27 protein-coding genes and 1 CRISPR repeat array are annotated in these 24,881 nt (G+C 45.1%); of the genes, 8 read left to right on the top strand and 19 right to left on the bottom strand.

Annotated features, from left to right (window positions below; genetic code table 11):
- Nucleotides 1–318: 318 nt before the first annotated feature.
- The 3 genes from DESRU_RS05760 to DESRU_RS05750 all read right to left on the bottom strand — a co-directional run bounded on the left by DESRU_RS05760 (nucleotide 319) and on the right by DESRU_RS05750 (nucleotide 2,432).
- On the bottom strand, nucleotides 319–699 hold the full coding sequence (locus DESRU_RS05760) for a hypothetical protein (protein WP_013841177.1): 381 nt from the start codon (nucleotides 697–699) through the stop codon (nucleotides 319–321).
- Nucleotides 700–772: 73 nt separating this feature from the next.
- Nucleotides 773–1,774, bottom strand: coding sequence for a stage II sporulation protein P (gene spoIIP, locus DESRU_RS05755; protein WP_238446371.1), 1,002 nt, complete (start codon nucleotides 1,772–1,774; stop codon nucleotides 773–775).
- Between the two features lie 322 nt (nucleotides 1,775–2,096).
- Complete coding sequence (locus DESRU_RS05750) at nucleotides 2,097–2,432, bottom strand: phage holin family protein (RefSeq protein ID WP_013841175.1); 336 nt, start codon at nucleotides 2,430–2,432, stop codon at nucleotides 2,097–2,099.
- A 126-nt stretch (nucleotides 2,433–2,558) separates the two neighbouring features.
- Here DESRU_RS05750 and rpsT point away from each other — a divergent pair, with 126 nt between their 5' ends.
- Nucleotides 2,559–2,825: a 30S ribosomal protein S20 gene (gene rpsT, locus DESRU_RS05745; protein ID WP_013841174.1), complete on the top strand. Its 267-nt coding sequence runs from the start codon at nucleotides 2,559–2,561 to the stop codon at nucleotides 2,823–2,825.
- A 28-nt stretch (nucleotides 2,826–2,853) separates the two neighbouring features.
- Here the strand turns inward: rpsT and holA are convergent, their stop codons facing one another.
- Both holA and DESRU_RS05735 read right to left on the bottom strand, forming a co-directional pair.
- Entirely contained in the window at nucleotides 2,854–3,906 is a 1,053-nt protein-coding gene (holA, locus tag DESRU_RS05740; RefSeq protein WP_013841173.1) for a DNA polymerase III subunit delta, read from the bottom strand.
- Nucleotides 3,907–4,227 (bottom strand): MTH1187 family thiamine-binding protein, encoded by a 321-nt coding sequence (locus DESRU_RS05735; protein ID WP_041275317.1) that lies wholly within the window; start codon nucleotides 4,225–4,227, stop codon nucleotides 3,907–3,909.
- A 119-nt stretch (nucleotides 4,228–4,346) separates the two neighbouring features.
- Here DESRU_RS05735 and DESRU_RS05730 point away from each other — a divergent pair, with 119 nt between their 5' ends.
- Complete coding sequence (locus DESRU_RS05730; protein ID WP_013841171.1) at nucleotides 4,347–5,135, top strand: DUF1444 family protein; 789 nt, start codon at nucleotides 4,347–4,349, stop codon at nucleotides 5,133–5,135.
- A 12-nt stretch (nucleotides 5,136–5,147) separates the two neighbouring features.
- Here the strand turns inward: DESRU_RS05730 and rfbB are convergent, their stop codons facing one another.
- Complete coding sequence (rfbB, locus tag DESRU_RS05725; RefSeq protein ID WP_013841170.1) at nucleotides 5,148–6,137, bottom strand: dTDP-glucose 4,6-dehydratase; 990 nt, start codon at nucleotides 6,135–6,137, stop codon at nucleotides 5,148–5,150.
- A gap of 139 nt (nucleotides 6,138–6,276) precedes the next feature.
- Between rfbB and DESRU_RS05720 the strand changes: the two genes are divergently transcribed.
- Genes DESRU_RS05720 through rfbD form a run of 3 tightly spaced genes read left to right on the top strand, consistent with a single transcriptional unit; the run spans nucleotide 6,277 to nucleotide 8,672 of the window.
- Nucleotides 6,277–7,344, top strand: coding sequence for a glucose-1-phosphate thymidylyltransferase (locus tag DESRU_RS05720; RefSeq protein WP_013841169.1), 1,068 nt, complete (start codon nucleotides 6,277–6,279; stop codon nucleotides 7,342–7,344).
- 21 nt (nucleotides 7,345–7,365) lie between these two features.
- The gene (locus DESRU_RS05715; RefSeq protein WP_013841168.1) at nucleotides 7,366–7,827 is read left to right on the top strand and encodes a dTDP-4-dehydrorhamnose 3,5-epimerase family protein; all 462 of its coding nucleotides are present in this window, start codon (nucleotides 7,366–7,368) and stop codon (nucleotides 7,825–7,827) included.
- Entirely contained in the window at nucleotides 7,824–8,672 is an 849-nt protein-coding gene (gene rfbD, locus DESRU_RS05710; RefSeq protein ID WP_013841167.1) for a dTDP-4-dehydrorhamnose reductase, read from the top strand. The genes DESRU_RS05715 and rfbD overlap by 4 nt, the downstream gene beginning before the upstream one ends.
- Before the next feature lie 183 nt (nucleotides 8,673–8,855).
- Here rfbD and DESRU_RS05705 read toward each other — a convergent pair whose 3' ends face one another.
- The 9 genes from DESRU_RS05705 to DESRU_RS05665 all read right to left on the bottom strand — a co-directional run bounded on the left by DESRU_RS05705 (nucleotide 8,856) and on the right by DESRU_RS05665 (nucleotide 19,544).
- Entirely contained in the window at nucleotides 8,856–9,776 is a 921-nt protein-coding gene (locus tag DESRU_RS05705; RefSeq protein WP_013841166.1) for a class I SAM-dependent methyltransferase, read from the bottom strand.
- 51 nt (nucleotides 9,777–9,827) lie between these two features.
- Nucleotides 9,828–10,883 (bottom strand): class I SAM-dependent methyltransferase, encoded by a 1,056-nt coding sequence (locus tag DESRU_RS05700; RefSeq protein WP_013841165.1) that lies wholly within the window; start codon nucleotides 10,881–10,883, stop codon nucleotides 9,828–9,830.
- A gap of 32 nt (nucleotides 10,884–10,915) precedes the next feature.
- Nucleotides 10,916–11,434, bottom strand: coding sequence for an adenylyl-sulfate kinase (cysC, locus tag DESRU_RS05695; RefSeq protein ID WP_013841164.1), 519 nt, complete (start codon nucleotides 11,432–11,434; stop codon nucleotides 10,916–10,918).
- Nucleotides 11,435–11,461: 27 nt separating this feature from the next.
- Nucleotides 11,462–14,368: a glycosyltransferase gene (locus DESRU_RS19795; RefSeq protein ID WP_013841163.1), complete on the bottom strand. Its 2,907-nt coding sequence runs from the start codon at nucleotides 14,366–14,368 to the stop codon at nucleotides 11,462–11,464.
- Between the two features lie 114 nt (nucleotides 14,369–14,482).
- Nucleotides 14,483–15,265, bottom strand: a complete 783-nt coding sequence (locus tag DESRU_RS05685) for a sulfotransferase family 2 domain-containing protein (protein ID WP_013841162.1) — start codon at nucleotides 15,263–15,265, stop codon at nucleotides 14,483–14,485.
- Between the two features lie 157 nt (nucleotides 15,266–15,422).
- A complete protein-coding gene (locus DESRU_RS05680) occupies nucleotides 15,423–16,187 on the bottom strand; it encodes a class I SAM-dependent methyltransferase (RefSeq protein WP_013841161.1) in 765 nt (254 codons plus the stop codon).
- Between the two features lie 53 nt (nucleotides 16,188–16,240).
- On the bottom strand, nucleotides 16,241–16,849 hold the full coding sequence (locus DESRU_RS05675; protein ID WP_013841160.1) for a DUF3298 and DUF4163 domain-containing protein: 609 nt from the start codon (nucleotides 16,847–16,849) through the stop codon (nucleotides 16,241–16,243).
- A gap of 182 nt (nucleotides 16,850–17,031) precedes the next feature.
- On the bottom strand, nucleotides 17,032–18,477 hold the full coding sequence (gene cls / locus DESRU_RS05670) for a cardiolipin synthase (RefSeq protein WP_013841159.1): 1,446 nt from the start codon (nucleotides 18,475–18,477) through the stop codon (nucleotides 17,032–17,034).
- A 248-nt stretch (nucleotides 18,478–18,725) separates the two neighbouring features.
- Nucleotides 18,726–19,544, bottom strand: coding sequence for a MerR family transcriptional regulator (locus DESRU_RS05665; RefSeq protein WP_013841158.1), 819 nt, complete (start codon nucleotides 19,542–19,544; stop codon nucleotides 18,726–18,728).
- 178 nt (nucleotides 19,545–19,722) lie between these two features.
- Between DESRU_RS05665 and DESRU_RS05660 the strand changes: the two genes are divergently transcribed.
- Together DESRU_RS05660 and DESRU_RS05655 are read left to right on the top strand one after the other, a co-directional pair.
- Nucleotides 19,723–20,076 (top strand): YnfA family protein, encoded by a 354-nt coding sequence (locus tag DESRU_RS05660; protein ID WP_013841157.1) that lies wholly within the window; start codon nucleotides 19,723–19,725, stop codon nucleotides 20,074–20,076.
- Nucleotides 20,073–20,396: a YnfA family protein gene (locus tag DESRU_RS05655; RefSeq protein WP_013841156.1), complete on the top strand. Its 324-nt coding sequence runs from the start codon at nucleotides 20,073–20,075 to the stop codon at nucleotides 20,394–20,396. Before DESRU_RS05660 ends, DESRU_RS05655 begins: the two co-directional genes overlap by 4 nt.
- Nucleotides 20,397–20,643: 247 nt before the next feature.
- Nucleotides 20,644–21,010: direct repeats of the CRISPR family, unit length 30 nt; unit sequence GTTTCTAGCCTACCTATAAGGATTTGAAAC.
- Between the two features lie 420 nt (nucleotides 21,011–21,430).
- Here the strand turns inward: DESRU_RS05655 and DESRU_RS05650 are convergent.
- On the bottom strand, nucleotides 21,431–21,886 hold the full coding sequence (locus tag DESRU_RS05650) for a DUF6998 domain-containing protein (RefSeq protein WP_013841155.1): 456 nt from the start codon (nucleotides 21,884–21,886) through the stop codon (nucleotides 21,431–21,433).
- A gap of 164 nt (nucleotides 21,887–22,050) precedes the next feature.
- Between DESRU_RS05650 and DESRU_RS05645 the strand changes: the two genes are divergently transcribed.
- Nucleotides 22,051–23,010, top strand: a complete 960-nt coding sequence (locus DESRU_RS05645) for a hypothetical protein (RefSeq protein ID WP_013841154.1) — start codon at nucleotides 22,051–22,053, stop codon at nucleotides 23,008–23,010.
- 464 nt (nucleotides 23,011–23,474) lie between these two features.
- Here the strand turns inward: DESRU_RS05645 and DESRU_RS05635 are convergent, their stop codons facing one another.
- Genes DESRU_RS05635 through DESRU_RS05625 form a run of 3 tightly spaced genes read right to left on the bottom strand, consistent with a single transcriptional unit; the run spans nucleotide 23,475 to nucleotide 24,881 of the window.
- Nucleotides 23,475–24,203 carry an N-acetylmuramoyl-L-alanine amidase gene (locus tag DESRU_RS05635; protein WP_013841152.1) on the bottom strand — a complete coding sequence of 243 codons (729 nt, stop codon included), beginning with the start codon at nucleotides 24,201–24,203 and terminating at the stop codon, nucleotides 23,475–23,477.
- Nucleotides 24,196–24,483, bottom strand: a complete 288-nt coding sequence (locus DESRU_RS05630; RefSeq protein WP_013841151.1) for a hypothetical protein — start codon at nucleotides 24,481–24,483, stop codon at nucleotides 24,196–24,198. Before DESRU_RS05630 ends, DESRU_RS05635 begins: the two co-directional genes overlap by 8 nt.
- 2 nt (nucleotides 24,484–24,485) lie before the next feature.
- On the bottom strand, nucleotides 24,486–24,881 hold the full coding sequence (locus DESRU_RS05625; protein WP_013841150.1) for a phage holin family protein: 396 nt from the start codon (nucleotides 24,879–24,881) through the stop codon (nucleotides 24,486–24,488).

The following is a 24,881-nucleotide window of genomic DNA, read 5'->3' as shown; positions in this document are numbered from 1 at the left end:
TAATCCCAAAAACGACATACCCTTTTATTATAGCACCGGATGAAAGTCTCTTCAATCTATCTTTTGGGTCTAATGGAACGCGGATTTAACGGATTAGCACGGATTTAAATTTTAATTAATTTAAATTAGAAAGGTTTTCAAATTGAAAACAGAGAATTAAATTTTGAAAATGAAATGAACGAAATTGAGAAAAACAATTTTCCATTTTCATTCATTCTTTATAGTTTCCTCCAGGGTTATTGTATAGGAGAAGTATAAAATCCGCGTTCTATTCGCCTTCTTTCTTTAAGCAAAGGCTCTTTTGCCGGGAGTGCTATTTTATATCCGTTCCCGGACCCACAGATTCACGGCCTGAACCCGTTCGGACGCCATCAGTTGCTCCCACTGCTTGCGGGTTTCTCCCACAACCGCGGCCAAAGCCCCGTTCAGCCGGGCGCTATCCCTGAATTCCGACCACTTTTGTTCCATCTGGTCCAGGGAGGCGGCCAGCTTATTTTCAATGGTCCCTTGATCGATGACCATTTTCTCTCCGGCAATCTCAATCTGCATTTGATCTTCCTTGGTGCGCTGAACAGCAAAAGCTTTAATCGGCTCTGAAGGACGCACCATCCGGTTAAATTGTTCCGCGGTCTGCTGAACTCCCCACCCCACCAGGGCGATAAAGGCACATAGAACCACCATAAACCACAACCTAAACAATAAAGGCACCTCCTTTCTAAAGGATGTGCCTCAGAAGATAAATCCATACATCAATACTTCAGAAACCGCCATTTTACAGGCTTTTCAGGGGAGCCGCCACCGTTTTTCCCTGGTTCTCTTTTGCTTCCGATGGTGTTTCCGGTTCGATCAGGCCGCCTGGAATTTCTTTATCGGAAGAAGTGGTTGGCTTTGTCTCCTTTAAATCCTCTTCAATCACTTGGGCCAGGGCTTTGGCAAACATGGCTCCGCTGGCTTTTGCTTCTTCCAGTGAATTATTGGTGGTCCCAACCTCAACTAAAATGGCCCGCTCATGTAAAAACTGATTGTATCGTCCGTCCTTGACCCGTACACCCAGGCATAACCCCGGATACATTTCATCCATTTTTTCAGCCAGACGGCAGGCAAACTGATAGTTTTTCCTCCATTCGGGAAAGGGACTCCGGGCATCCGAGCCGATAATTATTAAAATCGAAGCGGTTTTTTTGCCATTGACTTCAACTAAACTGGCTTCCCGGGATCGTCCCGCATCCCTGTGTATATCAATTAAGGCCATTAGTTTAGGATTTTGCTCCACTAACTCCTGGACGGTCTTTTCCGACTCCAGATAAGAAGTGGCGTATTGCTTATCATGAATTTTATCCGACAGGCTTACCCGTATGGCGAACTCCTGCTCCAATACTTCCTGTACTTCCCGGGCTACGCCAACCACGCCGCCCCGGCCCCCCTCCACACGCTCGGTTCCACCGTTAAAGGCATAGGACTCGCCGGTATGAGTGTTATAAATGCCCACCAGCGTATCCTTGCTGAGGTTCGGTTTTGCGGAAAGGTCCCCAATCTTTTCGGAATCCCGGGATGTTACCGTAACCACCGGTGCAGCGGGCGGAGATATTTCCGCCAGCAGAGGGATTTGCGCCATCAGGATCCCCTTGGGACTCAGATCCACTCCCACCAGACCCGTCACCCATGAGCTCATGACACGGGCGGGGCTCTCCATTTCCTCAGGAGTATCCTGCCCGGCCAGGGCGGGCATGGAGGTTAATAAAACCTCCCTGGGGTCCTGGAGCGTTGCTTTCATCAACCATTGAAAGGATTGCTCTAAAAAACGATCCGGTTCTCTGTCCCAGTTCTGAGCAAAGAGATACCAGAAAAAAACAAAACAAAGCAATAACACAGCAGCCCTGTTAAAGAAAGACTTTCTTTTTAACTCTCGCCAATAAAATCTTAAAATAAAATCACCCCTCCCGGTGGGGTCTATTAATAAATTGATATGCCTGCTCAGGAAAGGGTATGAGACCAAATCATAAAGGGGCTTATTCTTTATCTCAGATAAGGAGCCTTGGCACCGGTGCGAAATGAAAAAAGCCCGGGTCGGCGGGCTTTTTAAAGGCTCATTTTATTTATCGAATCACCGTGGGAACAAAGGCGTCGATTAAACCAATAATGAATGCTGAAATCAAGGCGCCTAACAGGCTTACACTAAGTAAATTGGGAATAATAAATTGGGCCAGGTAAATAACCACTGCGGCAGTTACAAACCCCACCAAACCCCGTCTCTGGGGAGATATGCGGTCACCCAGCAGGCTTTCGGCAATATAGCCTAGTACGGCAATAACCACTGCGGCGATCAGTGCTCCGATGAAACCGCCTTTAACCACAAAACCCGGCGAGAGCCAGCTAACAACTAATAATACCAGGGCTGATACAATGAAACGAATGACCATACCCAGCATCATCATCACCTCCTATTTTTTTGAATCTAAAAATAGGATTAACAAAATCCGGTCAAGATATACGAAAAGTAAGCTTGCATTTTGATTTTGCCCGTGGTAAAATGTTCGTTGTTGGGGAGGTGAGAAAATTTGCCTAATATTAAATCTGCTTCGAAACGGGTGGAAATTACTTTAAAACGTACACTTCGCAACGCCCGTATTAAATCTGCTGTAAAAACCGCCATTCGTAAATATGAAGAGGCGTTAAAATCTGAGAGTAAAGATGTGGCCCAAACCACTCTGCGTAAGGCTTTGGTCGCTCTTGATAAAGCCGTAACCAAAGGCGTTTTACATAAAAATGCCGTAGCCAGAAAAAAATCTCGCCTAACCAAGCGTTTTAACAAAATTGCAGGCTAATCAACCACCCTTGCGGGTGGTTGTTTTTTTAATATTCTTTACTAAGCTGAAATTGAATCAACATGTTTTCCAGGGCCGGCAGAAAATCCTGCTGGCCTTTTTTTATGGCCACATCCATTGCGGCCAACTGCTCCAAGGCCCATTGCAGCTTTCGCGGATGACTTTTTCTGGCCTGATTCATGGCCTTGCGGGCAACAAAATCCTGAAGACCCAACTTTTTTGAAACTTCCCTTTCCGGACAGCCCTCCTGCAATAAGGCGTCCACCTGCAAGGCCAGACGCACCTGACGGGCCAGCAGGGCCAGGATCTTTACCGGCTGTTCCTTGCGGGCCAGCAGGTCCTTCACGCCGGCTAAAGCTTTTACGGGATTGCCGCCAACGGTTTCATCCACCACCGCAAATATATTTTCTTCCACATTGGTTACGGAAATTTGCCGAACATCCTCTAATGAAACCTCTCCGGCTTCTCCGGCAAAAGTGATGAGCTTCTCGGTTTCATGATAAAGATTCAACAGACCCAAATTTCCATTGCCTCCCACCAGAGCCCTGGCCGCGGCTGTCTCAATCTTTTTACCCGCCGCTTTCATTCTGCCCACCACCCAGGCGATGCTTTCCGCATCTCTGGGGAGTTTAAAATCAATGGCTTTTCCTGCGGCCTCAACGGACTTGTACAGTTTTTTCCGTCGGTCCACCGCATCCCCGGCCACAAAAACCAGGCAAGTGGAGGGAGCGGGATTCTTCAGATAACGCAGCAGGGAACTCTCTTTGCCCGATGCTTTTCCCTCTTCATCCTCCTCCGACTTGCCCTTATTTTTTCCTTTAAACCAAGGGCAGTTTTTTACGATGATCAGTCTTTTCTCAACCATAAAGGGCAGGTTCTCCGCCAGAGCCACCAAGCTGGAAGGGTCTGTTTCCTCCCCGTCCAGCACATCCAAATTAAAATCCGCTGCCTGGGGAAGTAAAACCTCCTTAAACTTCTCCAGGGCCTTTTCCTTTAGATATTCTTCCGGACCGTAAAACAGGTAAACCGGCGCCACCGTCCCCCGCTCCAGGCTGTTCATTAAACCCTTAAAGTATTCCATTTAATCGGTACCGCCCGGTTTGGTTAATTTTTCCTCCACGGCCGCCATTTTTCCGGCCATGGTTCCCTGTTTATCCCGGCGGTCGTCAATGCGAATGGATGTATTAACCCTGGAAGCCCCGGCCAAAAAGGGCTGCTCGTGCATTCTGCGGACCAATTCCAAAACCCTGTTTAAATCCCCCTCGATGACGGTTCCCATAGGGGTTAACTGGAATTGAATATCTTCAGCCTGCTGCAGAATTTCCAGGCAGCCGGCCACAAACCTGCTCAGGCTGGTGGACTGGGTCCCCAGGGGCATCACGGTAACCTCCACTAAGGCCATCATTGCTTCACCTCACAAATTTTTACTGAAGTTATTATATCTCAGTTGACATACCAATCACAAACCAATTCATAGTAATAAATTGTAAAATAAATCTTGGCGGAGGTTGGGATGAACGGATGGATAAACAAACATTCCGCAAGAAGGTAGCCGCCTTTATCCTAAGCGAAGTGCCACAATCCCTGGTTTATCAGCTAGAAAGCTTCGGCATTCGTATGAAAAAGGGCGAATACTGGCTGGATTTGGCTCTGGACAATTTTTACCAGGGCTACTGCCGTCAGGACCCGATCTTGCGAGATCAATATTTTTCCGAGGTATTGGCTCCCTTTATTAAAGATCTTAAAAGGGAAGGCGGAATGAACTACCGGGATGTACTGAACAACCAGGATAAAATCTACCCCTTGCTGGTGGGCGCCCATGATATACAGGGCATTGTGAGCACCCGCCTGTTGGGCGATTTACATGTAGCCTATGTTCTGGATGAAGGGATGAGGATTTTCTTCCTGGATCCGCCAACCCTGCTGCAATTAAACTGGCCCCTGGAAAAATTAAACCGCATTGCCTTGGCCAACCTGGACCGGGATCTGATAAAACCACTGCAATTATTGGATGCCAAACGTAAAATTTTTGGCTTTAACTATGGCGATTCCTATGACACCAGCCGTTTGCTGTCTTTCATTCTGAAACCGGAAGAACAGGGATTACGCACCCGCAGGAAATTGCTGGTGATGGTGCCCAACCGGGATGTGGTTTTATTTTTTCAGCCGGTTGAGAAGGCCCTATTACGGCAGTCTATGATGATCGGTCAAAGTAGTTTTATTAATAATCCCTACCCCATCAGCAAGGCGGTATTCCAATTACAGGATGGCGTCATGCAGCCCTGTCCGGATCTCAGTCCCTTTCAGTAAAAATAAGCCCCCTTACAAATAATCCGGCATCTCTTTCGCTACCAGTTCCCTCCACCAGAACTCATTTTGCCTATACCAGTCCACAGTCTGCCGCAGCCCCTCTTCAAATCCGGTTGCCGGCAGCCACCCCAGTTCCCGGGAAATTTTATCCGCATCCATGGCATAACGCCGGTCATGCCCCGGCCGATCCGGAACAAATTGGATCAAATCCATGGGTTTGCCTAAAATGCTTAAAATCATCTGAACAATTTGCAGATTGGTGTACTCGTTGCTGCCTCCAATATTATAGACCTGGCCGGGCCGGCCCTTTCTCAATACCAGATCGATGGCCCGGCAATGGTCCTCCACATAAAGCCAGTCCCGGATATTTAACCCGTCCCCATATACCGGCAGGGGCAGGTCATCCAGGGCCCGGCGAATCATTTTGGGGATTAATTTCTCCGGAAATTGATAGGGGCCGTAATTATTAGAGCAGCGGGTAATCAAGGTATTCATGCCGTAGGTTTCCGCCGCCGCCTGGACCAATAAGTCCGCCGAAGCCTTACTGGCCGCATAGGGACTGTTGGGCTGCAGGGGGGAGCCCTCGGAAAACAAGCCTTGGGGACCCAGGGACCCGTATACCTCATCGGTGGAAATCTGCACAAAACGCTCAACGCCAAAGCTCCGGGTCAGATCCAGCAGTTGCATGGTTCCCAGGACATTGGTTTCCACAAAGCCCAGGGGACTGGCAATACTCCGGTCCACATGGGACTCTGCGGCAAAATGTACGATGGCCTGGGGTTTTTCCTTTTGAAACAGGGAAATTAAGCTCTCCCGATGGCAGATGTCCACTTGATAAAAGGAATAATTCCTCTTGCCCTCCAGGTCTTCCAGGCTTTTAAGATTCCCGGCGTAAGTCAGGGCGTCGATATTGATAAAACGATCCTCCGGATACCGCCCAACCATCCAGCGTAAAAAATTACACCCAATGAAGCCGGCCCCGCCTGTAACCACAATGTTCATATCCAAACCTCCCAACGCATACCTTGTTATAAACCTGTAAGGTTGATCTATTTTATTCGTGCCAGACTTGATTTATTAGTAGTCCGCGGTACAATGGCAAAGCCGCGGCAAGAATCTTGCCCGTTGGAGCGTGTTTCGCATGAAAGCCTTGATTTTGGCAGGAGGCACCGGCAGCCGCCTGCGACCCCTGACCCATACACTGGCTAAACAATTGGTGCCGGTGGCCAACAAACCCATCCTGCATTTTGTCATGGAACAAATTGCCGGTTCAGGCATTCGGGAAATCGGCGTGATTATCTCCCCGGAAACCGGTCCTCAGATTAAACAATCCCTGGGTTCGGGCCGGCAGTGGGGTGTTGAAATTACCTATCTTTTGCAGGACAGACCCGCCGGCCTGGCCCACGCGGTTCAAACCGCCCGTCCTTTTCTGCAAAACCAGCCTTTCCTGATGTTTCTTGGCGATAACCTGGTGCAGGGCGGCGTGGAAGAAGTGGTACGGGAATTCCAGCGGGAAAAACCGGACGCCCTGATTTTGCTCAAGGAAGTTCCCGATCCCACCGCCTTCGGCGTGGCGGTGATTGACGCCAACCACCGGGTAAAACAATTGATTGAAAAACCCAAGGACCCGCCCAGCAGCTTGGCCTTGGTTGGCGTTTATTTGTTTAGCCCGGAGATCCATCAGGCCATCGAAAAAATCAGCCCCTCCTGGCGGGGGGAACTGGAGATCACCGATGCCATTCAAAAGCTGATTGAGGGTCAAAAGAATATTGCAGCCAGAAAACTCAAAGGCTGGTGGCTGGATACGGGAAAGAAAGACGATATTTTGGAGGCCAACCGGGTGGTTCTGGATGAATACGCCGCCCTGAGCAATGAGGGAACCCTGGATGAAAAAAGCAAAATTTACGGCAGGGTCCAGGTGGGCGCCGGAACACAGATTATCGAAAGCACCCTCCGGGGTCCCGTGGTCATCGGAGTCAACTGCCGGATTGGCAATTCTTTTGTGGGCCCCTTTACGGCCATTGGTGACAATACGGTTCTGGAACAGGTTCGTATTGAGCACTCGGTAATCCTGGAGAACTGTCTGCTGCAATCGGTGCCCGGCTTGGAAGACAGTCTTCTGGGCAGTCACGCCAGAGTGGTCAAGGGAAAATCCGGCCATAGTCCTTTAAAATTGTTTCTGGGTGACCACGGAGAGGTTATTTTATAAATTTGCCAAGGAGGTCTTTCTGTGCTTTTAATTAAAGACGTGCTAACAAAAAAACTGCAAGTGATTCCGGATGACCGCGGTTATTTAATGGAAATGCTGCGGGCGGACTGGCCTGAATTTATGAATTTCTCCCAGGCCTATGTCACGGCCTGTTACCCTCATATCATTAAGGCCTGGCATTATCACCAAAAACAATGGGACCATTTTGTATGCCTATCCGGAATGGCCAAGGTGGTCCTGTACGATGACCGGGAAGGCAGTCCCACCCGGGGAACGGTCAACGTCTTTCATCTGGGCAATTTAAATCCTCTGCTTCTGCGGATTCCTCCGCTGGTTTACCACGGCTTCACAACCGCAGGCAATCAGCCGGCCCTCATCGTGAATTTCCCCACGGAACTGTACAACTACCAGGAGCCGGACGAACACCGGCTGCCTTATAACACGCCTGGCATACCCTATGACTGGGAGGTAAAACACGGTTGAAAATTTTAATTACCGGCGCGGGCGGTATGCTGGGGAGCCAGATCAGCAAAGCCTGTCACGAGTCCGGAGCGGAAGTCTATCCCTTTAAGAAAGCTGAACTGGATGTTACGGATTTTTCCACTTTAAAACACGTCTTGCATTTTCTTAAACCTACTTTGGTGATAAACTGTGCGGCCTATACCCAGGTAGACCGGGCGGAGGAATGCCGTAAAGAAGCCTTTGCCATTAACAGCCTGGGACCCCGCTATCTGGCCTGTTTATGCCGGGAAATCCATGCCGCCCTCATGCATCTCAGTACAGATTATGTTTTTAACGGCGAGTCCCGTCTGCCCTATCCCGTTTATGCCTCCCCGGACCCTATCAATGTATACGGCCTAAGCAAGCTTTATGGAGAAATGGCTATCCGGGAAACCCTGGACCGTTTTTTTATTGTCCGGACCAGTTGGCTTTTTGGTCCCGGAGGCAAAAATTTTGTGGATACCGTCTTAAAACTGGCCTCAGAAAAAAACCGCTTGGAAATTGCCAATGACCAGACCGGTTGTCCAACCTATACCGTCGACCTGGCCCAAGGCCTTATGAAACTGGCGCAAACCGGTATTTTCGGAACCTATCACCTCACCAATACCGGCCAAACCACCTGGTATGGCCTAGCCCTGGAGATTAAAAAGATCATGAACCTTGCTATCCCCATCGACCCCTGCACTACCGCGGAATTTCCCAGGCCCGCTCCCAGACCCGCCTACTCCGTTCTGGACCCCTTTCCCCTGCAGGCCGTTACCGGCAGGGAAATGCCCGGCTGGCAGGACGCTTTGCAACGTTATTTAAGGGAGCACAAAAAGAATTGAGGAAATAAATAGAACGCCGATTTTACGGATTTCCGCGGATTATCACGGATTTTTTAATCTTTATTTTAAAAATCCGCATAAATCCGTATCATCGTTCAATCCGCGTTCTATTTTTTTCTCTCGTTATCCGTTATTTTATCTGAGAGTGCGCTTTTTAAAAGTAGTTGTCTTACGACATTGCCTTTAACGTTTTTTACCATAGGCCCCAAAAAAGGTTTCCGGCTGTAAAAGACCGGTTTCAATGTAATGGGTATCTAAACGGGTAATAAAATCAAAAATTGTTGCATCCAGCGGGCGGGACAAATCAAAATTAGGGCCAAACTTCCCGTCAAAAAAGCGTCTGGTAATGGACAGTGCCGGAACATAATCCACTTCCACCAGATGTTTTCTTAAGGCCGGCAAAATGGCTTCAGAATTAATGCATTCAAAACGGTATTCCGAATAATCCACATTGGGATAAACATCCACGTAAACTGGATTGCGATATCCGTTATGATCAATTTTATATTGAACGGGAAGGATCTTCCAGAGGGCGTTTACCACTTCGTAGGTTTCATCCCACATAAGGTAGCCGTTACAAGTGGGAATATCCACCGTAACAAAGATGCCATCCGGTCGCAAGGCTTTATTCACCTGCTCGGCGATATGGTCCAGTTCCACAAAATGATGCAAAGAAGCATAGGCTACAATGACATCATATCGCTCCGGCTTCAATTGAATTTGATTAATATCCGACGTTAAGGGCTGAAAATCCACCTGTCGTTTAGCCGCCTCTTCGGCGGCCTGCTGAAGAATCTTTTCGTTAATATCCACACAGGTCAATTCCACTTTGCAGTTCTGATTCTTTAAAAGAGGAGCAATGCCGTCCAGCTCATTACCACAAGCCCCGGAGCCCAGTCCTAAAATGGAGACCGCCGCTTTCCCCTGGACATGGCGGGCTACGTATTGATAAAGGTTCCTAACCCCTGTGACGGCCTCAACCGCATTGGCGAAATGTTCTTCAACCCGGGCCCAGATTTCCGGGGCTGAAGCGCCCATGCGCCCCTTAAAAGCGTTCTCATAAAAACAAATTTCATTTTTTAATTTATCTTCATAGCTTAACATAGCAAAAATCCCCTTCCCCAAACCTTCCGGGTTTTCTGGCTAAACTTCATATTATTGGCGGGCTTTTACCTTTCTTCTGATCCAGAAACTTCCTCCCCCGTGGCTGGGAGCCTTGGGCATCAAACGCTGCAGTTGGGGTTTGTGGTATTTGCCCAGGTAATGGTTCGCCAGCAGCACTTCATAATCCGCGTTAAACAACATGAAAGCATGCAGCAGATACTGCTCGTTCCAGAATATTTTTTTCTCTTTAATCCAGTGTTCCGGATATTCATCCGGCAGGAAGATATCATGAAAATGAACAATCACCCCCGGATTCAGCAGAGGCAACACCCGCAAAAGAAGGTAATTTACATCGGAACCAATTTTAGAAACATGGGAACTGTCAATGAAAAGCACGTCATTGGCCTGCAGTTGTTGAAACGTGTCCAGGGGCAGTTCCTGGACCTTTTTAATGATTAACCGGCAGGAAATACCCAAGTCCTTTTTCAGATATTCCGCCGGGTAAGGTTCCACACAGGTCAGTTCCATCCCGCCGTTCTTGGCCGCAGCTCGAGCCGCCACCAGGGTGGAATGACCGCAGCCGATCTCAAAGACCCTTTGGGGCCTAAAATATCTTAGGACGGCATAGTAAAAAACGGCATCCGTAGGGCAAAAGGATGGGCTGTTAAAATAATATTGACATCCGGCGGCCGGCATTTCATGGGGCGTATCTTCCATCTCCCGGATAAATTCCGCCATTTCCTGCAGTAAATCGAGCTGTTTTTCTCCGTCCAGTTCCATTCCCCGTGCATCGTAGACTTGCCAAGCCTCCTGATTTAAAGCCAACGTGTTGGGCACCGGCTCATAAAAATGATCCGGCATGATATGCATGCCCATGGATTCCGCCAGTTCAAATAACCTTACCCTCCTTTCAAAAGGAAAGAGCCCTTTCCCGGTGATCATTAACATGATCCGGAACATTCTCATGAGTTCCTCTTCACTGAGATTCCTTTCCATTTGATGCCAAAAGACTTCATAATTGCCTTCAAACTGCTGTAAATATTCCTGCCAGGCCTCCTTTGCCTCCTGAGAAAAGAGTAAAGAAAAAAACTCCTTTATGTCCTTCAAAAAATACACCTCCTGCCTGGGATTTATATAAACTAATCAATTAATTCTAGTTCAAGCAATCTTTGTAAAACTTTCTCACAGCCTTGGTGCGGGGTTTCCTGATCTGAAAAAACGGTTATTTCGGGCCGGAGAGGTTCTTCATAGGGATCGGATATGCCGGTAAAGCTTTTTATTTCTCCCGCCAGGGCCTTTTTATACAGCCCTTTGGGATCCCTGCCCAGCAAGGTCTCCAGGGGACATTTCATATAAACTTCTACAAAATGCTTTATTTTAGTCCGCAATACTTCTCTGGAATCCCGGTAAGGGGAAATTAAAGAAACAATGGTTACAACTCCGTGTTTATTGAGCAGTTCACAAAGATATCCCACCCGCTGCACTTGTTTGATGCGGTCTTCCTTACCATAGCCTAAATCCCGGCTGATACCGCCTCTTAGTTGGTCTCCGTCCAACAGTTCCAATTTATAGCCTTTCCGGCAGAGCTCCTCTGCCAGCAAAGCTGAAAGAGTGGTTTTTCCCGCCCCGGATAATCCGGTCAACCATATGGTAAACATAGCTTCTGTCATTCCTCCTGTGCCAGACTATTTCTCCCGGTAGCAATGAGGCTGCCAGGATATGCCCCATTTTTTTTCAAACTTCTTCTTGTTTTCCTGAAATATCTCCAAATATTTTTGCTGTCCCAGCAGCTTAAAGGAAGCATTGAGGAAGTGATGCACAAAAATATCTTCCGCACAGATCAATTTATAACCCCTTTCTTTCACCCGCAGGGCAAAATCATCGTCTTCAAACATGCCGATGCCAAACTGCTCATCCAGCAGGCCAACCTCATCCAACAAGGTTCTTCTGAAAGCAACACAAAACATGGCCAGCATTTTTATTTCAAAAAAACAGCCCTCATGATCTTCGGTATATTGCCGGGCAAATTCCTCAATGTCCTCGATGGAGGTATAGGTCACGTCAATTTTGGACTCATTGCCGGAGCAGTTGGTTACCGGCCCTACCATCCCCACCTCGGAATATTTCTCCAGATAACCGATCAGTTTGGTAAGCCAGTGGGAAGTTACAATGGTGTCATTATTCAGAAGAACGATGTATTCCCCTTCAGCCATTTGCATCCCTTGATTATTGGCCTTGGCAAAGCCCTCATTGCGGTTGTTAAGCTTTATTTTTACATCAGAGCGCTTCTTTTTAAGGTCCTTCAGGTATTTCACCGTGCCGTCAAAGGAATGATTATCCACGATAATCAGTTCATAGTTGGGATAATGGGTGCATTTAAAGATACTCTCCAGACACAGTTGAGTGAGATGGAGATTGTTGTAGGTAATGATAACAATGCTTACTTTTTTATAGAGACCTTGCAGGGCAAGGCTGATTTCTAAAAACCGGGCTTCCCAGGTATGCTTTTGGGCAAAATTCATCCTAGCCACCCTGCGGGTATGACTATTGGTATCCAGTGCCTGCTTTATTTTTTCAATGAACTGTTCACTGTCACCGGCGATATAAACCAGTTCCTCTTGTTCATAGGGAAGTAATTCCGGTAAGGCCACTGAAACAACCGGTTTTCCCGCACTTAAATACTCAAAGAATTTAACCGGATTGGTGGCGTTGGTTAGAGGCAGCACTTTAAAAGGAATAATGCAAACATCAAAGGCATGCAGAAATCCCGGCAGGCTGGCATAGCTTTGTTCTCCCAACAGTTTTATGTTGTTTATTCCGGCCAGAGGCGATAAATCCGCCCCGAAGGTGCTGCCAATCAGTACAAAGGTCCAGTTCGTTTGTTTCTTGGCCATTTCCGCCACCAGTTGGGTATCAAACCAGTCCGAAATGGCGCCGTAATACCCGATAATGGGTGGAGGCAGATGAGCGATTTGTCCCGCTATGCCGTTAATGGGCGAACAAAAATGATTGAAGTTAGTGGCGTTATTGTTTAAAATGCAATTTTTGTTTAACTTCCTATGCTCATTAAACAAATCAAGGGAGGTAGTTATAACCAGATCGCTCTGTTTGCTTAAATCCTCTTCCTGGTTCAACATACTGTTTTTATTGGTAGAAAAACCTGAATGTTTATCCATGCAGTCATAAACCACTTTGAAACGGTACTTTTCCCGTAAAGCCAGGGCAAGATCTTTCCAAAAGGGCAGTTGCACCAGAAGAACCGCGTTCCTGATCTCCTTTTCCGCAATCAGCTGTTCGAAGGACTGGTACAATTCTTCAACATAGTCTTTGATCTCATCGGTGTAGATGTTGACTTCCGGAGTACCGGCCAACTGCACTTGATAAATGTTCTTCCCTTTGGAAAAATATTTATAGGAAGGTCCTTGAATAAAACCGGTGCTGATGTAAAATACCCGGTGATCGTTTTTGGCAAACTGAGAAGCCATTTGTTGGGGACGTTGAAAACGAAAATCCCAGTCAATAATGGGGAATACAATGACGTCATATTTTACACGCTGCCGGGATTTTTCCCGGAATACTCTGTAGAGCGTTTGATTATTTCGGAGAACTAATTTTTTCACTTCATTTTTTAGACGGCTGCGTAATAGGTTTTTTCTTTGACTTTTTATCAGGGATTCCTGGCAAAGCTTAAGTTGTTTCTTTAACTCCTCCACTTCCAAAGTCAATATCTCTTGGGTTTCTTCAGCGTCTAGGGCTCGCTCGGACCATTCGTCAGAAATAATCTGTATAAAGATATTGATCATTTCAAGGGCCTGATTCATGTCCATTGAATCTTTGGGAGCCTCAAAAATCTCCTTGACGCTTTCCGCCAGTCGCTTAAAAGCCGGGTCTGCAGGATCTTTGGTAGCGATAATCACTTTGCGATAGCTGGGCTCACAGTTATCCAACAGATAAAAATTTGAATTATAATAGGTGTTAAACTGGTTTAAGAGTTCCTGATCCTGAAACTTCCATTGCAACAAAAAGAAAAGGGAAATGCCGATTAGCCATCTGGGGAGAAAACCGTTGGGCAGAACCAGGGTTTTTAAGCCTGCCTCCTGAAGATACCGGGTCGTCCGGTCCAGGTTGGGAAGTCCGTAGGCGATGTGTTCTTCCATAAAATAATAGCCGTCACCGTAACGGGCTTTAAAAAGGCCGGAAAAAAAATCCTCCGCCTGGGTCACTCCGGGCGAATCAAAAGGAGCGGCAATAATCAAGTACTTTTTTCCGGTGCGAATCATCTCTTTCACAAAACCATTGCGGTCGCTGGCAGGGACGTGTTCCAAGGTGTCACAGGAAATAACATAATCAAAGGCGGCATCGGCAAAGGGTAAATTTCTGCCGTCAGCCTGTACCAGGCCCTCTTCTTCCTCCTCCGTCAGATCGGCGATGGTAATCTGCTCCTGGGGCAGAAATGCTTTAATGGTGCCCGGATAGCCGCCGATATCCAGGATGCTGCACGGCTCAGCACCTTTCAAGGCTCCGATGATGTCTGCCACCATCCTGTATCTTTGATATTGGTCAAAGGGAAGGGTTAAGGGATTTAATACCAAAAGTATTCACTCCAATCTTCCTGATAGAAACCATTGCTGTCTAAAAAACGATTGATCGATATTCAGGCGGACTCTTTTTCCTTTCCCGAAAACAAGTCCTGTAAACCAAGGCTTTTATCGGGTCATGGCCTTAAACCTTTCATCAAACAACCGAAGGGCATAATCATAAAGTTCAAGATCCAGGGAATTGCCTGTTACCAGTTGCCGGAACACGTCTTGCCCCAGACGTTCTTCCAGGGATTGCAGGCGCTCCTGCAACGTCGTCTCCCGTTCGATGCTGACATTTTGCCTTTTATAAGAAAAATCCAAGCCGGGAAAAGGTTGATTCAGCATCTTTTGCAACAAAAGGAGGCTATCATTAAATCTTTCAACAATACCAAAAAAGGGGCTCCTGTGCAGGCATTGTTTGGCTTGCTCAAGGTAATTCAGGGCATCTCCCGGCATAGATGAAATATTTAAAATGCGGGCCACATGAAAGTTTTTGATAATCAGGCCCCCTTCATCGCTCAGAAAAAAAGTAACAAAGTCCCGTATCTCTTTTCTGGCCCATTGTGTTTCCTTGGATTCCAGATTCATTCTGCGTACAAAACTGTAAACCGATCCCACCCGGTCCAACGGGTGCCGGAGAAAAAAGATAGGATATATCATATAATTGAGGTCATCCGGCAAGAAATACTCGGCCTGATGCGAAGAGACGGCCTTAATCTCGGGGTGCTCCCCTAAAAACCGGATGATCCGCTCACCGGAAACCTTGTCCGTTGCCGAATCCCCTTCCAGATAGGCCAGAGATTGACCAAAATTTTTTTCTAAAATGCTGTCGATGGTGGTTCCGGCATTTTTAAAAAAATGAATATGAAGAATTACCTTTCTTTGGGTCCTGCTATTTTCAGCGTACATCTTTAAACAGACACCTCCGGAAATTTTTATAAAAACCCAGGTAAATTATTATATGCGCCGGTGCTGGTAATGGGATGGAATTTATAAAACCTTGTGCAATATATGTTCACAAGGTTTTATAAATTCGTTTACGGTTAAAATGACTAGTATCTGCCAATCAGAGGCTTAAATCCCCAACCCGGGCCGTAATGGGCAGAGACCACTGTTGTTCCCAATGGATGCCATATTTCAAATTGGATTGGCCGTGGATCTTCACGATCGGGAATCCCGCTTCCTGGAAATGAACTAATAGAGACGCTTCCGAGAAAACTCGCATTTCCAAAGTAGCACCGGATCCGCCATGAAAAATCAGATTTTCGTAAACCTGCTTATGGCCGTCTCGGGTAACATTGATTAATTTCTTTTGCTCTTTCTCAACGATTATTTCATAATCAAATAAATCGGGGAAATGTTCCGTGGTTTGGGACAGTTTGCTGTAAGGCACCGTAAAAATGAAGGTCCCCCCGGGTTTAAGCATTTTTCGGACATTCTCAAAAGCAATGTGAACCGGCGGAGGAACATGTTCAAAGACATCGCTGGAGATGATGAAATCAAATTGATTATGCCATTTAGGCTCCACCTTTACGATATCCAGCCTCGGTTCCTGATGATAAAAGGTATTGACATAGTTGAACTTTTGAGCCAAAGGAAGGGCGTAGCCCTCCCAGTCACTCATGCCCAGGCCTTTAATTTTATCGTTTACCGGAAAGTGGGGTAAGGCCAGGCTGTTGCCAAACAAGCTCATGGATAACAGGTGAATGATGGCGCGCATTCGGACGGTGGAACCACAGCGAAAACAGGAGATTTCCTCACGACTTAGTTGTGAAAAATCGCTATCACAGATTTCTCCGCAAATATTGCATTGGAAGCAAATTTTTTTCAACAGGCGTTCCCTCCCAATTGAATTGAGCCTTCCTACCATCCCCTTTCGGGCTATTATCGGGCCAAAAGCCTTTGGATCGGACTGTCTTCCTTGGCCAATCGTTCCACTCGCCTCAGGGGTATGACAAACTCGGGAATTCCCACAACATAAGGAGTATAGTCATAGATTTGAAAATAAATCACCAGGGCGTCCTTAGTTAAATAGAAATCCTGGCGATCTGTAATTCGGTTAAATTCACGTAAAAGAGGAAGGTCCCTTTCCTTGATTTGTGCTTTAATCATTTCGGAAATTTTATATATATAGTGACTGTTGCTTTTAAAAAGATCCTTTAATCCATAAACCTTGCCCGTTTTAAGATCCACGGTGAGGGAATTGGCCAGGGTCATGCCGTGGGCAGCGCCCTGCCGATAGAGATAGGCCTCCAGCCGGATGCTCAGCAGGCTCTTCTGGTTTAACTTCACGGCATAATTACCGGTAACGGTGACCCCGTCACACCCCTCCCCGGCAAATAGCTTGTTCGCCTGCTTTTCAATCAACTGGTTAATTTCCCTTTGCACCTTTTTATTGGGCAATCCCTCCACCTGGGGATAGACAATATCCACACAAGGACTTTGTTGGGTTCTGCGTTCCACAATGGTGGCTACAAGTTCATCCTCCCGCATATGATCACTCCCGCTACGGATTGGTGCTTCTTTTACAGCCGGCTTCCGTGCATATTCGGCCTTTAACATAGTTATTATTCAAAAACACCCTTAATAATAACTAAAGAGCAAAAAAGGAGAAAAAAAGAAACCGTACTAAACAGTACGATTTCCCAAGAATATTGGCCCATGAGCAACCATTCTTAAAAAAGAGGAGATAAAAGCCTTATCAGAGACTCCATCAGGCGAAGTCTCATGGGACGATTGTGATAGGTTTCCCAGGTTAATTCAAAGCAATTATCAATATCTTTCATAAAAGAATTTTTTAAAAGAGAGGAAGTACGGGAGTCATAAATAAAAGCATTAATTTCAAAGTTTAACTTAAAACTGCGTATATCAATATTGGCTGTGCCCACCGAGGCGATTTTGTTATCGACCACAATGGTTTTGGCATGTAAAAATCCTGTTTTATAGAGATAACATTTTACCCCGCTTTTCAGCAACTCACCCAAATAAGAACTGGAGGCCCAGGTAATAAAGCGATGATCCGCCTTTTGAGGAATCATAATCCGAACGTCCACACCGGACATGGCGGCAATTTTCAGGGCGGTTAGAAAACCCTCGTCCGGTACAAAATAAGGCGTTTGCAGGTAAATACTTTCCCGGGCGGTATAAATCATCTTTAAGTAGGCATCTTTAATTTGCTGCAGCTCACTGTTGGGTCCGCTGGAAACGATTTGCAGACCTACATCACCCTGAATATCCAAGGAAGGAAAATTGCTGTGACAAAAGGTTAATTGCGAGGCAGAGCTTAGATTCCAATCCAGGCAAAATTGGGCCTGCAGAGACTGTACAGCACTGCCGGTAATTTTTAGATGGGTATCCCGCCAAGAACCAATTTGTTTATTGGTGCCCAGATATTCGTTGCCAATGTTATACCCGCCTATATAACCCACTTTACCGTCAATTATAACAATCTTCCGGTGGTTTCTATAGTTTAACCGGATGTTCACATAAGGAATTTTTGACGGAAAAAAGGCGGCAATCTCTCCTCCTGCCTCCTTTAGCGGCCGCAAGAGTTTTCTGTCCAATCGAGGAGAGCCAACGTCGTCGTATAAAACTTTAACCTTTACACCCTCTTTGGCTTTAGCAATTAGAGCCTGAACAATTTTTCTCCCCAACTCGTCATTTCTCAAAATATAATAAAGTAAATGAATGTGATCCTTTGCCTGCTGAATGCTATCCAGGAGGGCGGCAAACTTACTTTGGCCGTCTGTAAATATCTTCACACAATTATCCTGAGTAAATGTGGCATTACTGCTGGTTAAGTTCAGATAAATCAGATCGGTATATCTCTCTACTGCCAGATCCTTAAAATAGATTTCTCTGGTTTTTATTTTCCGCTTCTGTTCTTCCCTGAGTTCCTGGATAAGGGAAACGTCTCTTCCCTTTAGTTTATACAACTTCAGTCTACTTAAATTCTGGCCTATAATGATATAAAGAAAAAAACCCAGTACAGGCAAGAACACGAGCACGAACAGCCACGCCCAGGTAGTGGAAATATTTCTTCTTTCAATAAAAATGACCACTGCGGCCGTCAGGATATTAACAAGGTAGATTAAAAGATAAATCACTTCAAAAAACTCCATCAGCAACCACCTTACACCTTAATTCCACTTGTTTCTAAATAATATCTTAACTCTTTTTAGTATTTTAAAAAACCATTTTTTCATGTACAAACCCTATCCTCCTACTTTCTCGCTTCTTTTAAACTGCCGTCCCTATTCAACCAACACAGCCATCTTCCAGTAAAAAAAGCCGTGCTAAAAGCAGAATTTCTTCTCCCTTAGGCACGGACTCTAAACACAGACTATAAAACAAAGATCAGCCCTTGTTCTTATCTGGTCACGGGTATCTGGATTTCAGTTACATGCTCGTTGGGGTTTGGGTTTGACCAATAACCTTCAAGATGAACTTCCCGAATGGGACCATTCATTTGGTAACCATTTTTTTCAATCCACTTTTGAAGTTCATTATAAGCTTCTGCCAAATTTTCATTATTCCCTTTATGAACCACGCAAGCCATCTCCTTTACAGGCTCTAAAGTCCTTACTTTAATTCGCTCGGTCTCGGGCAGATTTCCTGTAATATATGCTGCAACTTCAATATTGATGTTGTCCTCTTTGTAATCTTCGTCATAATAGATGGCAATACAAGGGGCGGTAGGTTTTATATGATGATCATAAAGATAGGTGATAAGCTCCTCCCACAAATCCCCCTGTTTGCTGAACTCTTCAATGGACTCCTTAATGGAAGCGACCTTTAAAGCGGTCACTTCTTTTATAACCACATCATAATTAAACATCTTGTTCTGAACTCCTTCAGTAATTTTATTGATCAGTATTTGCAAACGTAAATATTTCTCCTGTTGCCTCTCGATCTTTTCTTTCATCTCTAAAGCCTTTTGATTAAGCATAGTCACTACTTTATGGGTGGTTAATTCTTGATCGATCATGCCTGTAATATCCATCAAGGAAAAACCCACATCTTTTAGCAGCAAAATCCGATTCAGCCTTGGCAGTTGTTCTGCGGAATAGTAGCGATAGCCTGTCTGCTCATCAATTTTTGCCGGCTTTAGAATACCCAATTCGTCATAGTACCTCAGGGTATGAATGGATATTTTATTCAGTCTGGAAAAATCCCCGATCCTGAACATTTGTAATCTCCTTTATGTGCACATATTTTGATTACAGGGTAATCATAAACCCTCGTGTTGGACGAGAGTCAACCAATTTATTTATAAACTCTCCCATCCGGTTTTTATATGCTAAATAATGAAAATGATAATCGTTATTTGATATAATAATGCCATCACTGATTAAGGAGATGGATGGATGTTTATCCGTTCTACCGTACTTTTCCTCCTGGCAGGATTGTCGGAAATAGCAGGAGGATATTTTATCTGGATTTGGCTTCGTTATGACGCCACTCTTCTTTGGGGTGTATTGGGCGCAGTAGTTTTGGTGCTTTATGGCATTATTCCCTGTTTTCAGCGTTTCCCCAATTTTGGGCGTATCTATGCTGCCTATGGCGGCGTTTTTGTGGTCCTGTCCATTTTCTGGGGCTGGTGGATCGACGGCAGCCAACCGGATTTTTTTGATTGGCTGGGTACATTGATTGTGCTTGGCGGCACCACCCTTATGCTATGGGCGCCCAGAAAACAACCGGGGAAGGAAGCGGTGAAATGATAAAATCTTTCCTTTTATTTATACTGGCAGGTCTGGCCGAGATCGGCGGCGGTTATTTCATCTGGCTCTGGCTGCGTGAAAAAAAATCCTTCCTGTTCGGTTTCGCCGGGGGCCTAATCCTTTTCCTATATGGCATAATTCCCACCCTGCAGGATTATCCCCACTTTGGCAGGGTGTATGCCGCCTATGGCGGGATATTTATCTTGTTGTCGCTGCTCTGGGGCTGGGGCGTGGACAAGAAAAAACCGGATTTTTACGACTGGGCGGGATCGGCCATTGCTTTAATCGGAGCAGCAATCATTATTTGGACGCCTCGCTAAAAACTGGAAAACCAGTTGCCAAAAAAAGAAAAAGGGAATATTCTTTAAGAAAGATCAATTCACTCTCTTTCATTGGTGTTATCTAAAATTATTTGTCGTCGATCATAGGTAAGGTAAAAAACCCCGGGGATCGACGACAATTTGAAACGCTGTAAAGAGCGCAAACTAAGGTTTTGGTAAATTTTAGGATACCAAAAGTGGCAGGCAGCCTTTTTCACCAGGCCTTTATTTTAGCCCATCGGGACGGGTTTCTAGCCTACCTATAAGGATTTGAAACTTGAATTTTAAACGTGACCGTCATGCCTGGATATTGCTCGTTTCTAGCCTACCTATAAGGATTTGAAACCTTATTTCAGGAGAAACATCCATGGTTTTAGTGGTTCCAGTTTCTAGCCTACCTATAAGGATTTGAAACGTGGGCACAAGGCGAAGCGAAGGTGATCTGGGAGGGGAGTTTCTAGCCTACCTATAAGGATTTGAAACTAATGCTGCTAATCTTTGATCTAAACGAGCAATTACGTTTCTAGCCTACCTATAAGGATTTGAAACATTGGTAACGCTTTGGCTTCCTATGATTTACGGGAGTTTCTAGCCTACCTATAAGGAGTAAGAACATACCATAATGGAAACTGCTGTATCCCAGTAAAATCAAAAGCCTAGCTCTGTAAAAACTTTGCTCTAATTTGTTTTTGGGGACAAATTGGGGACCGCCGCAAAGTAATAATCCCCGGCAACTCTAATGAGTGCCGGGGCTATTTTTTTCTCTTGGGCATACTACCCCATGGGGTGATCTCATGGACTGCCATGGCTGTCGGCATCTATACCAAGTACAATGGGGCCGCAGATACCGCACTGCCTGTCTAGAGGGAATTCATATCCCCCGCGATTGGGAAAGGCCCATAGACGGGGAACGGCTGGCGCTGCTGCTTGGGTTCGGTATGGGAAGGATATTCGATAGGCCAGTGCAGAGGTGTAGGAAATATGTCCGGAAAGAATAATAGCCCGGGTTATGGCCCGGAGCTATTATTCTTAAACTATTGTAGATGGCAGGGTTGTAGGGATGGTATGTTATATTTCTTATCAATATTGTCTTCTTTAAATTGAGCCTTTCCACAGGAGTATCCTGATTTATTTTTAAATTTTTCCACTTCGCTACTAGTAAATTTATATACGATAAAGGAGTCTACACAATTTAATCCTTTGCGCAGGAGGCTCTCCGGTCCTAATACTACCAGCACTATATCATACTCCTTTGGTTTACCCAGATAAATATTGGTTCTTGTTTGGGAATTATGAAATTTAACCTGATATTTTTTACCCTCCGCTATCCCATCGTAGCCTTTTTCCCTTTTAGAATCACTTAATTTAATTTTGTATAACTGTTCGCAGATATATTCCCCTATATCTCCTAGGTACTTATCTGATCTTATTATCCCGGCCTTTTTTAAGTCTTGTACAGCATTAAAAAATCCCAAAATCTTTTCTTCCATAGTCGTCTCCTCTCAGTTTTTTACTTTATTATAACGCTGTATTTTCATTAATGTTTTAGAAAATAGGTAATTAAATTTGCGATAACCCGGACTAATTAATTGATTAAAAATTCACAAAAAAGTATAATCGTATCAATAATATAATTAATAAAAGGGGTGACTCTATGTTTACAGAAGGAATTCCTGTATTATCTGAAGATACCCATTATTGGTTTTTTAGGACTGAGGGTGGAAGCTTCTTTGATCAATTTTATTTTGAAGACTTTATAGCATATGGCTGGGACGAATTTATAGACTTAAAATATATTAAGGAAACCGAAAAAGAAAAATTTAAAAGTGACTTTAAGGAATTATGTAAGGAAGAAAAGCGACCAGGGTTAGCAGTAAATCAAATGAAGCTGTTTGTTGAACAGATGAAGATTGATGATATTGTTTTTATTCCATCTGAAGGTTCTGAATATATAGCTTTTGGTGTTATAGCTAGCGATGCAGAAATTGTAGATGCTATTTCTGAACAGGATATAGAAAATGGGAAATGTCCATATAGGAAAAGAAGAAAAGTAAACTGGTATAAATACAGTAAAAAATCAGAAATAGATCCCTATTTATTTAAGCCTATGTGTGCTATAAATACAATTACAGATGCAACTGAATATGCACCTTTTATTGACAGAATGATTTACCCAATTTATATAAAAGATGGTATTGGTCACCTATCAATATACGTCAAGAAACAAAATAATATCTCTGCTAGAGAAATGTCACGGTTAATTGATAGAGTTTTATCTTTGCTAGAACTACCTCCTACAGAAAGCCCTTTAGTAAACACTGATGAAATCGATGTACGGATAAATGTACAGTCTCCGGGTCTATTTGAATTTATCGGAGGAGCCGCAGCAATTTTTGCTCTATCCGCCATCCTGCGGCAATATATTTTAGGCGGAACAACAGAAATGAAAATAGGGCCAACAGGTATTAATTTTAAAATAGAAGGTCAGGGGATTTTAGACGCTATACTTAAGCATAAAGAATTTAAAGCGAGGCAAGCTCAAGAGCTTAAAGAGACTATGGAAAGGCTGGACGCAGAGCTACCGAGACAGTTAAATGATAATAATGAACAGTAAAAATTATCCCTCCGTACTGGAGGGATTTCTTGTGTTTATTATTAAAATTTTATTTTTTATACGGTGAACGAAAAGTACAATAATTTAAAGTAATCCAACAAGCAACTACGCTAATTAGCCAAGGAGCCAAGGATAACCCATAGACCTTGACTTCCCACACTCCCGGAATAAGGCTAGTTACCACAGCAAACAATATAGCTATAGGGCTCCATACCATCAAGAAGCCAAAAATAATCGAAAGATAATGTAGTATTTCACGAAAAAGGCTACTATTTTCATATTTACTTATCATAGTAAAACCTCCTCACTACATTATATGAACAAATTTAATAATTACCACAATTTCATGTATTTGTCAATATTTTAATTCAGGTTTATTAAAAAGGCAATAGCAATATTTGAAATTTTAAATTAAGTTAGACCGGCTATATAATGAAAAGCCCCAGCCAAAGCCGGGGCCATAATTACTTGATCGTTACCGTCTTACTCCTCTCATCCCACTCCACCGTCCACCCCAGGGCTTCTGCCATATCCCTGACTGGGGCGTAGGAGCGGTCGTCAATCAGCAGACCCGTTAACACCTGGTCACCGTCACCTACAATAATCCGCACGGTTCCGGGTTCAACCGGTTCCGGCAGATCCAGCCCCAGATATTCTGCGATTCCCTGGGCAATGGCCGTGGCGGCTGTTTCCTGAAAGGCCGCAGATCCCAGCAAAGCCTCTTCCGTAGGATTACTGATAAACGCCATTTCCACCAGGCAGGCGGGCATATTGGTTTCCCGGAGCACCGCAAAATTGGCGGTTTTGATGCCTCGGTCCACCCGGCCTAAAGCAGGTATTACACAGGTATGAACTGCCTTGGCCAGTGTATTGCCCAGGATACTTCCCGGGTAGTGATAGGTTTCCGTTCCCCCGGCAGTGTTGTTGGTGGCACTGTTGCAGTGGATGGACACAAAGCAGTCTGCCCCGGCCTGGTTGGCCAACCTGGCCCTGATAGATAGGTCGGTACTAGTGACGTGGCTGTAGCTTGTATCGGTGTCCCGGGTTAGCCGGACATCGACCACAGGAGACAGGATGCTGGCCACCCGCTGTGCCACGGCCAGAGTGATATCTTTTTCCCGTACTCCGGTAGGGCCAATAGCACCAGGATCTACGCCACCGTGTCCGGGGTCCAGCATGACGATTTTAGGCATGATTATCCACCTCTTCGTATGTCATATGGAATATATCTGGTTTGCATGGGTAAAGTTCGCCTTTGACACCTTTAATAATATAGTCGCCAACTTCTGCCCGGTGAACGCCCTCAAGGGTTTCAATTTCGGCCCACCTCACGGTTCCGCCATATTGTGAAAAGGCTTTAATAGACCCACTTTGGAGGGCCTCTTTTGCCCATATCGGTAAGTCAGATCTTTCTTGCATCCCAAATTGAAAAGCCTCAATTACTACTGGCTTCTTGCGGAATTTTTTAGGCATGTCTATTCTCCTTTCTTCTTCAGTACGGTGCCGGCGTCTTGTAAGATTTTAGGTACAGGCAGGCCCAACCTGCCGCAATTCTCTAAGATACTAATCAATTCGTTGGCCATATAGAAGAAAATCGCCGCATCTCGGATTATATTCCCCTGACCAATAGCCGTGTCCACCAAGTGGCCAACAGCTACAACGGCAAATAGGCAAATTTTCTTTGCTATGCCTTTAAATCCTACTGCACTTGACAGACCCTCCCCGACTGCCCCAGCCATTAGGCCGGTAATATAATCAATTACAACAAAGGCAACTAATACGCCTAAAATAGACGTCCACCCACCATATAAATAGGTTGTAATTGCTCCACCTATGGCTACTACCGTCTTGCAGATATTACCCCAATCCAT

This window comes from Desulforamulus ruminis DSM 2154, assembly GCF_000215085.1.
Taxonomy (GTDB): Bacteria; Bacillota; Desulfotomaculia; order Desulfotomaculales; family Desulfotomaculaceae; genus Desulfotomaculum; species Desulfotomaculum ruminis.
The sequence above is the reverse complement of the archived record's forward strand: the minus strand, read 5'-3'. Positions and strand labels throughout refer to the sequence as shown.

Excerpts from the sequence above, each read along its gene's own strand:
- spoIIP (WP_238446371.1), bottom strand. The coding sequence starts at position 1,774 with ATGAAAGCAACGCTCCAGGACCCCAGGGAGGTTTTATTAACCTCCATG.
- DESRU_RS05750 (WP_013841175.1), bottom strand. The coding sequence starts at position 2,432 with ATGATGCTGGGTATGGTCATTCGTTTCATTGTATCAGCCCTGGTATTA.
- holA (WP_013841173.1), bottom strand. The coding sequence starts at position 3,906 with ATGGAATACTTTAAGGGTTTAATGAACAGCCTGGAGCGGGGGACGGTG.
- DESRU_RS05735 (WP_041275317.1), bottom strand. The coding sequence starts at position 4,227 with ATGGCCTTAGTGGAGGTTACCGTGATGCCCCTGGGGACCCAGTCCACC.
- DESRU_RS05730 (WP_013841171.1), top strand. The coding sequence starts at position 4,347 with ATGGATAAACAAACATTCCGCAAGAAGGTAGCCGCCTTTATCCTAAGC.
- rfbB (WP_013841170.1), bottom strand. The coding sequence starts at position 6,137 with ATGAACATTGTGGTTACAGGCGGGGCCGGCTTCATTGGGTGTAATTTT.
- DESRU_RS05720 (WP_013841169.1), top strand. The coding sequence starts at position 6,277 with ATGAAAGCCTTGATTTTGGCAGGAGGCACCGGCAGCCGCCTGCGACCC.
- DESRU_RS05705 (WP_013841166.1), bottom strand. The coding sequence starts at position 9,776 with ATGTTAAGCTATGAAGATAAATTAAAAAATGAAATTTGTTTTTATGAG.
- cysC (WP_013841164.1), bottom strand. The coding sequence starts at position 11,434 with ATGTTTACCATATGGTTGACCGGATTATCCGGGGCGGGAAAAACCACT.
- DESRU_RS05685 (WP_013841162.1), bottom strand. The coding sequence starts at position 15,265 with ATGTACGCTGAAAATAGCAGGACCCAAAGAAAGGTAATTCTTCATATT.
- DESRU_RS05675 (WP_013841160.1), bottom strand. The coding sequence starts at position 16,849 with ATGCGGGAGGATGAACTTGTAGCCACCATTGTGGAACGCAGAACCCAA.
- cls (WP_013841159.1), bottom strand. The coding sequence starts at position 18,477 with ATGGAGTTTTTTGAAGTGATTTATCTTTTAATCTACCTTGTTAATATC.
- DESRU_RS05665 (WP_013841158.1), bottom strand. The coding sequence starts at position 19,544 with ATGTTCAGGATCGGGGATTTTTCCAGACTGAATAAAATATCCATTCAT.
- DESRU_RS05660 (WP_013841157.1), top strand. The coding sequence starts at position 19,723 with ATGTTTATCCGTTCTACCGTACTTTTCCTCCTGGCAGGATTGTCGGAA.
- DESRU_RS05655 (WP_013841156.1), top strand. The coding sequence starts at position 20,073 with ATGATAAAATCTTTCCTTTTATTTATACTGGCAGGTCTGGCCGAGATC.
- DESRU_RS05650 (WP_013841155.1), bottom strand. The coding sequence starts at position 21,886 with ATGGAAGAAAAGATTTTGGGATTTTTTAATGCTGTACAAGACTTAAAA.
- DESRU_RS05645 (WP_013841154.1), top strand. The coding sequence starts at position 22,051 with ATGTTTACAGAAGGAATTCCTGTATTATCTGAAGATACCCATTATTGG.
- DESRU_RS05635 (WP_013841152.1), bottom strand. The coding sequence starts at position 24,203 with ATGCCTAAAATCGTCATGCTGGACCCCGGACACGGTGGCGTAGATCCT.
- DESRU_RS05630 (WP_013841151.1), bottom strand. The coding sequence starts at position 24,483 with ATGCCTAAAAAATTCCGCAAGAAGCCAGTAGTAATTGAGGCTTTTCAA.
- DESRU_RS05625 (WP_013841150.1), bottom strand. The coding sequence starts at position 24,881 with ATGGATTGGGGTAATATCTGCAAGACGGTAGTAGCCATAGGTGGAGCA.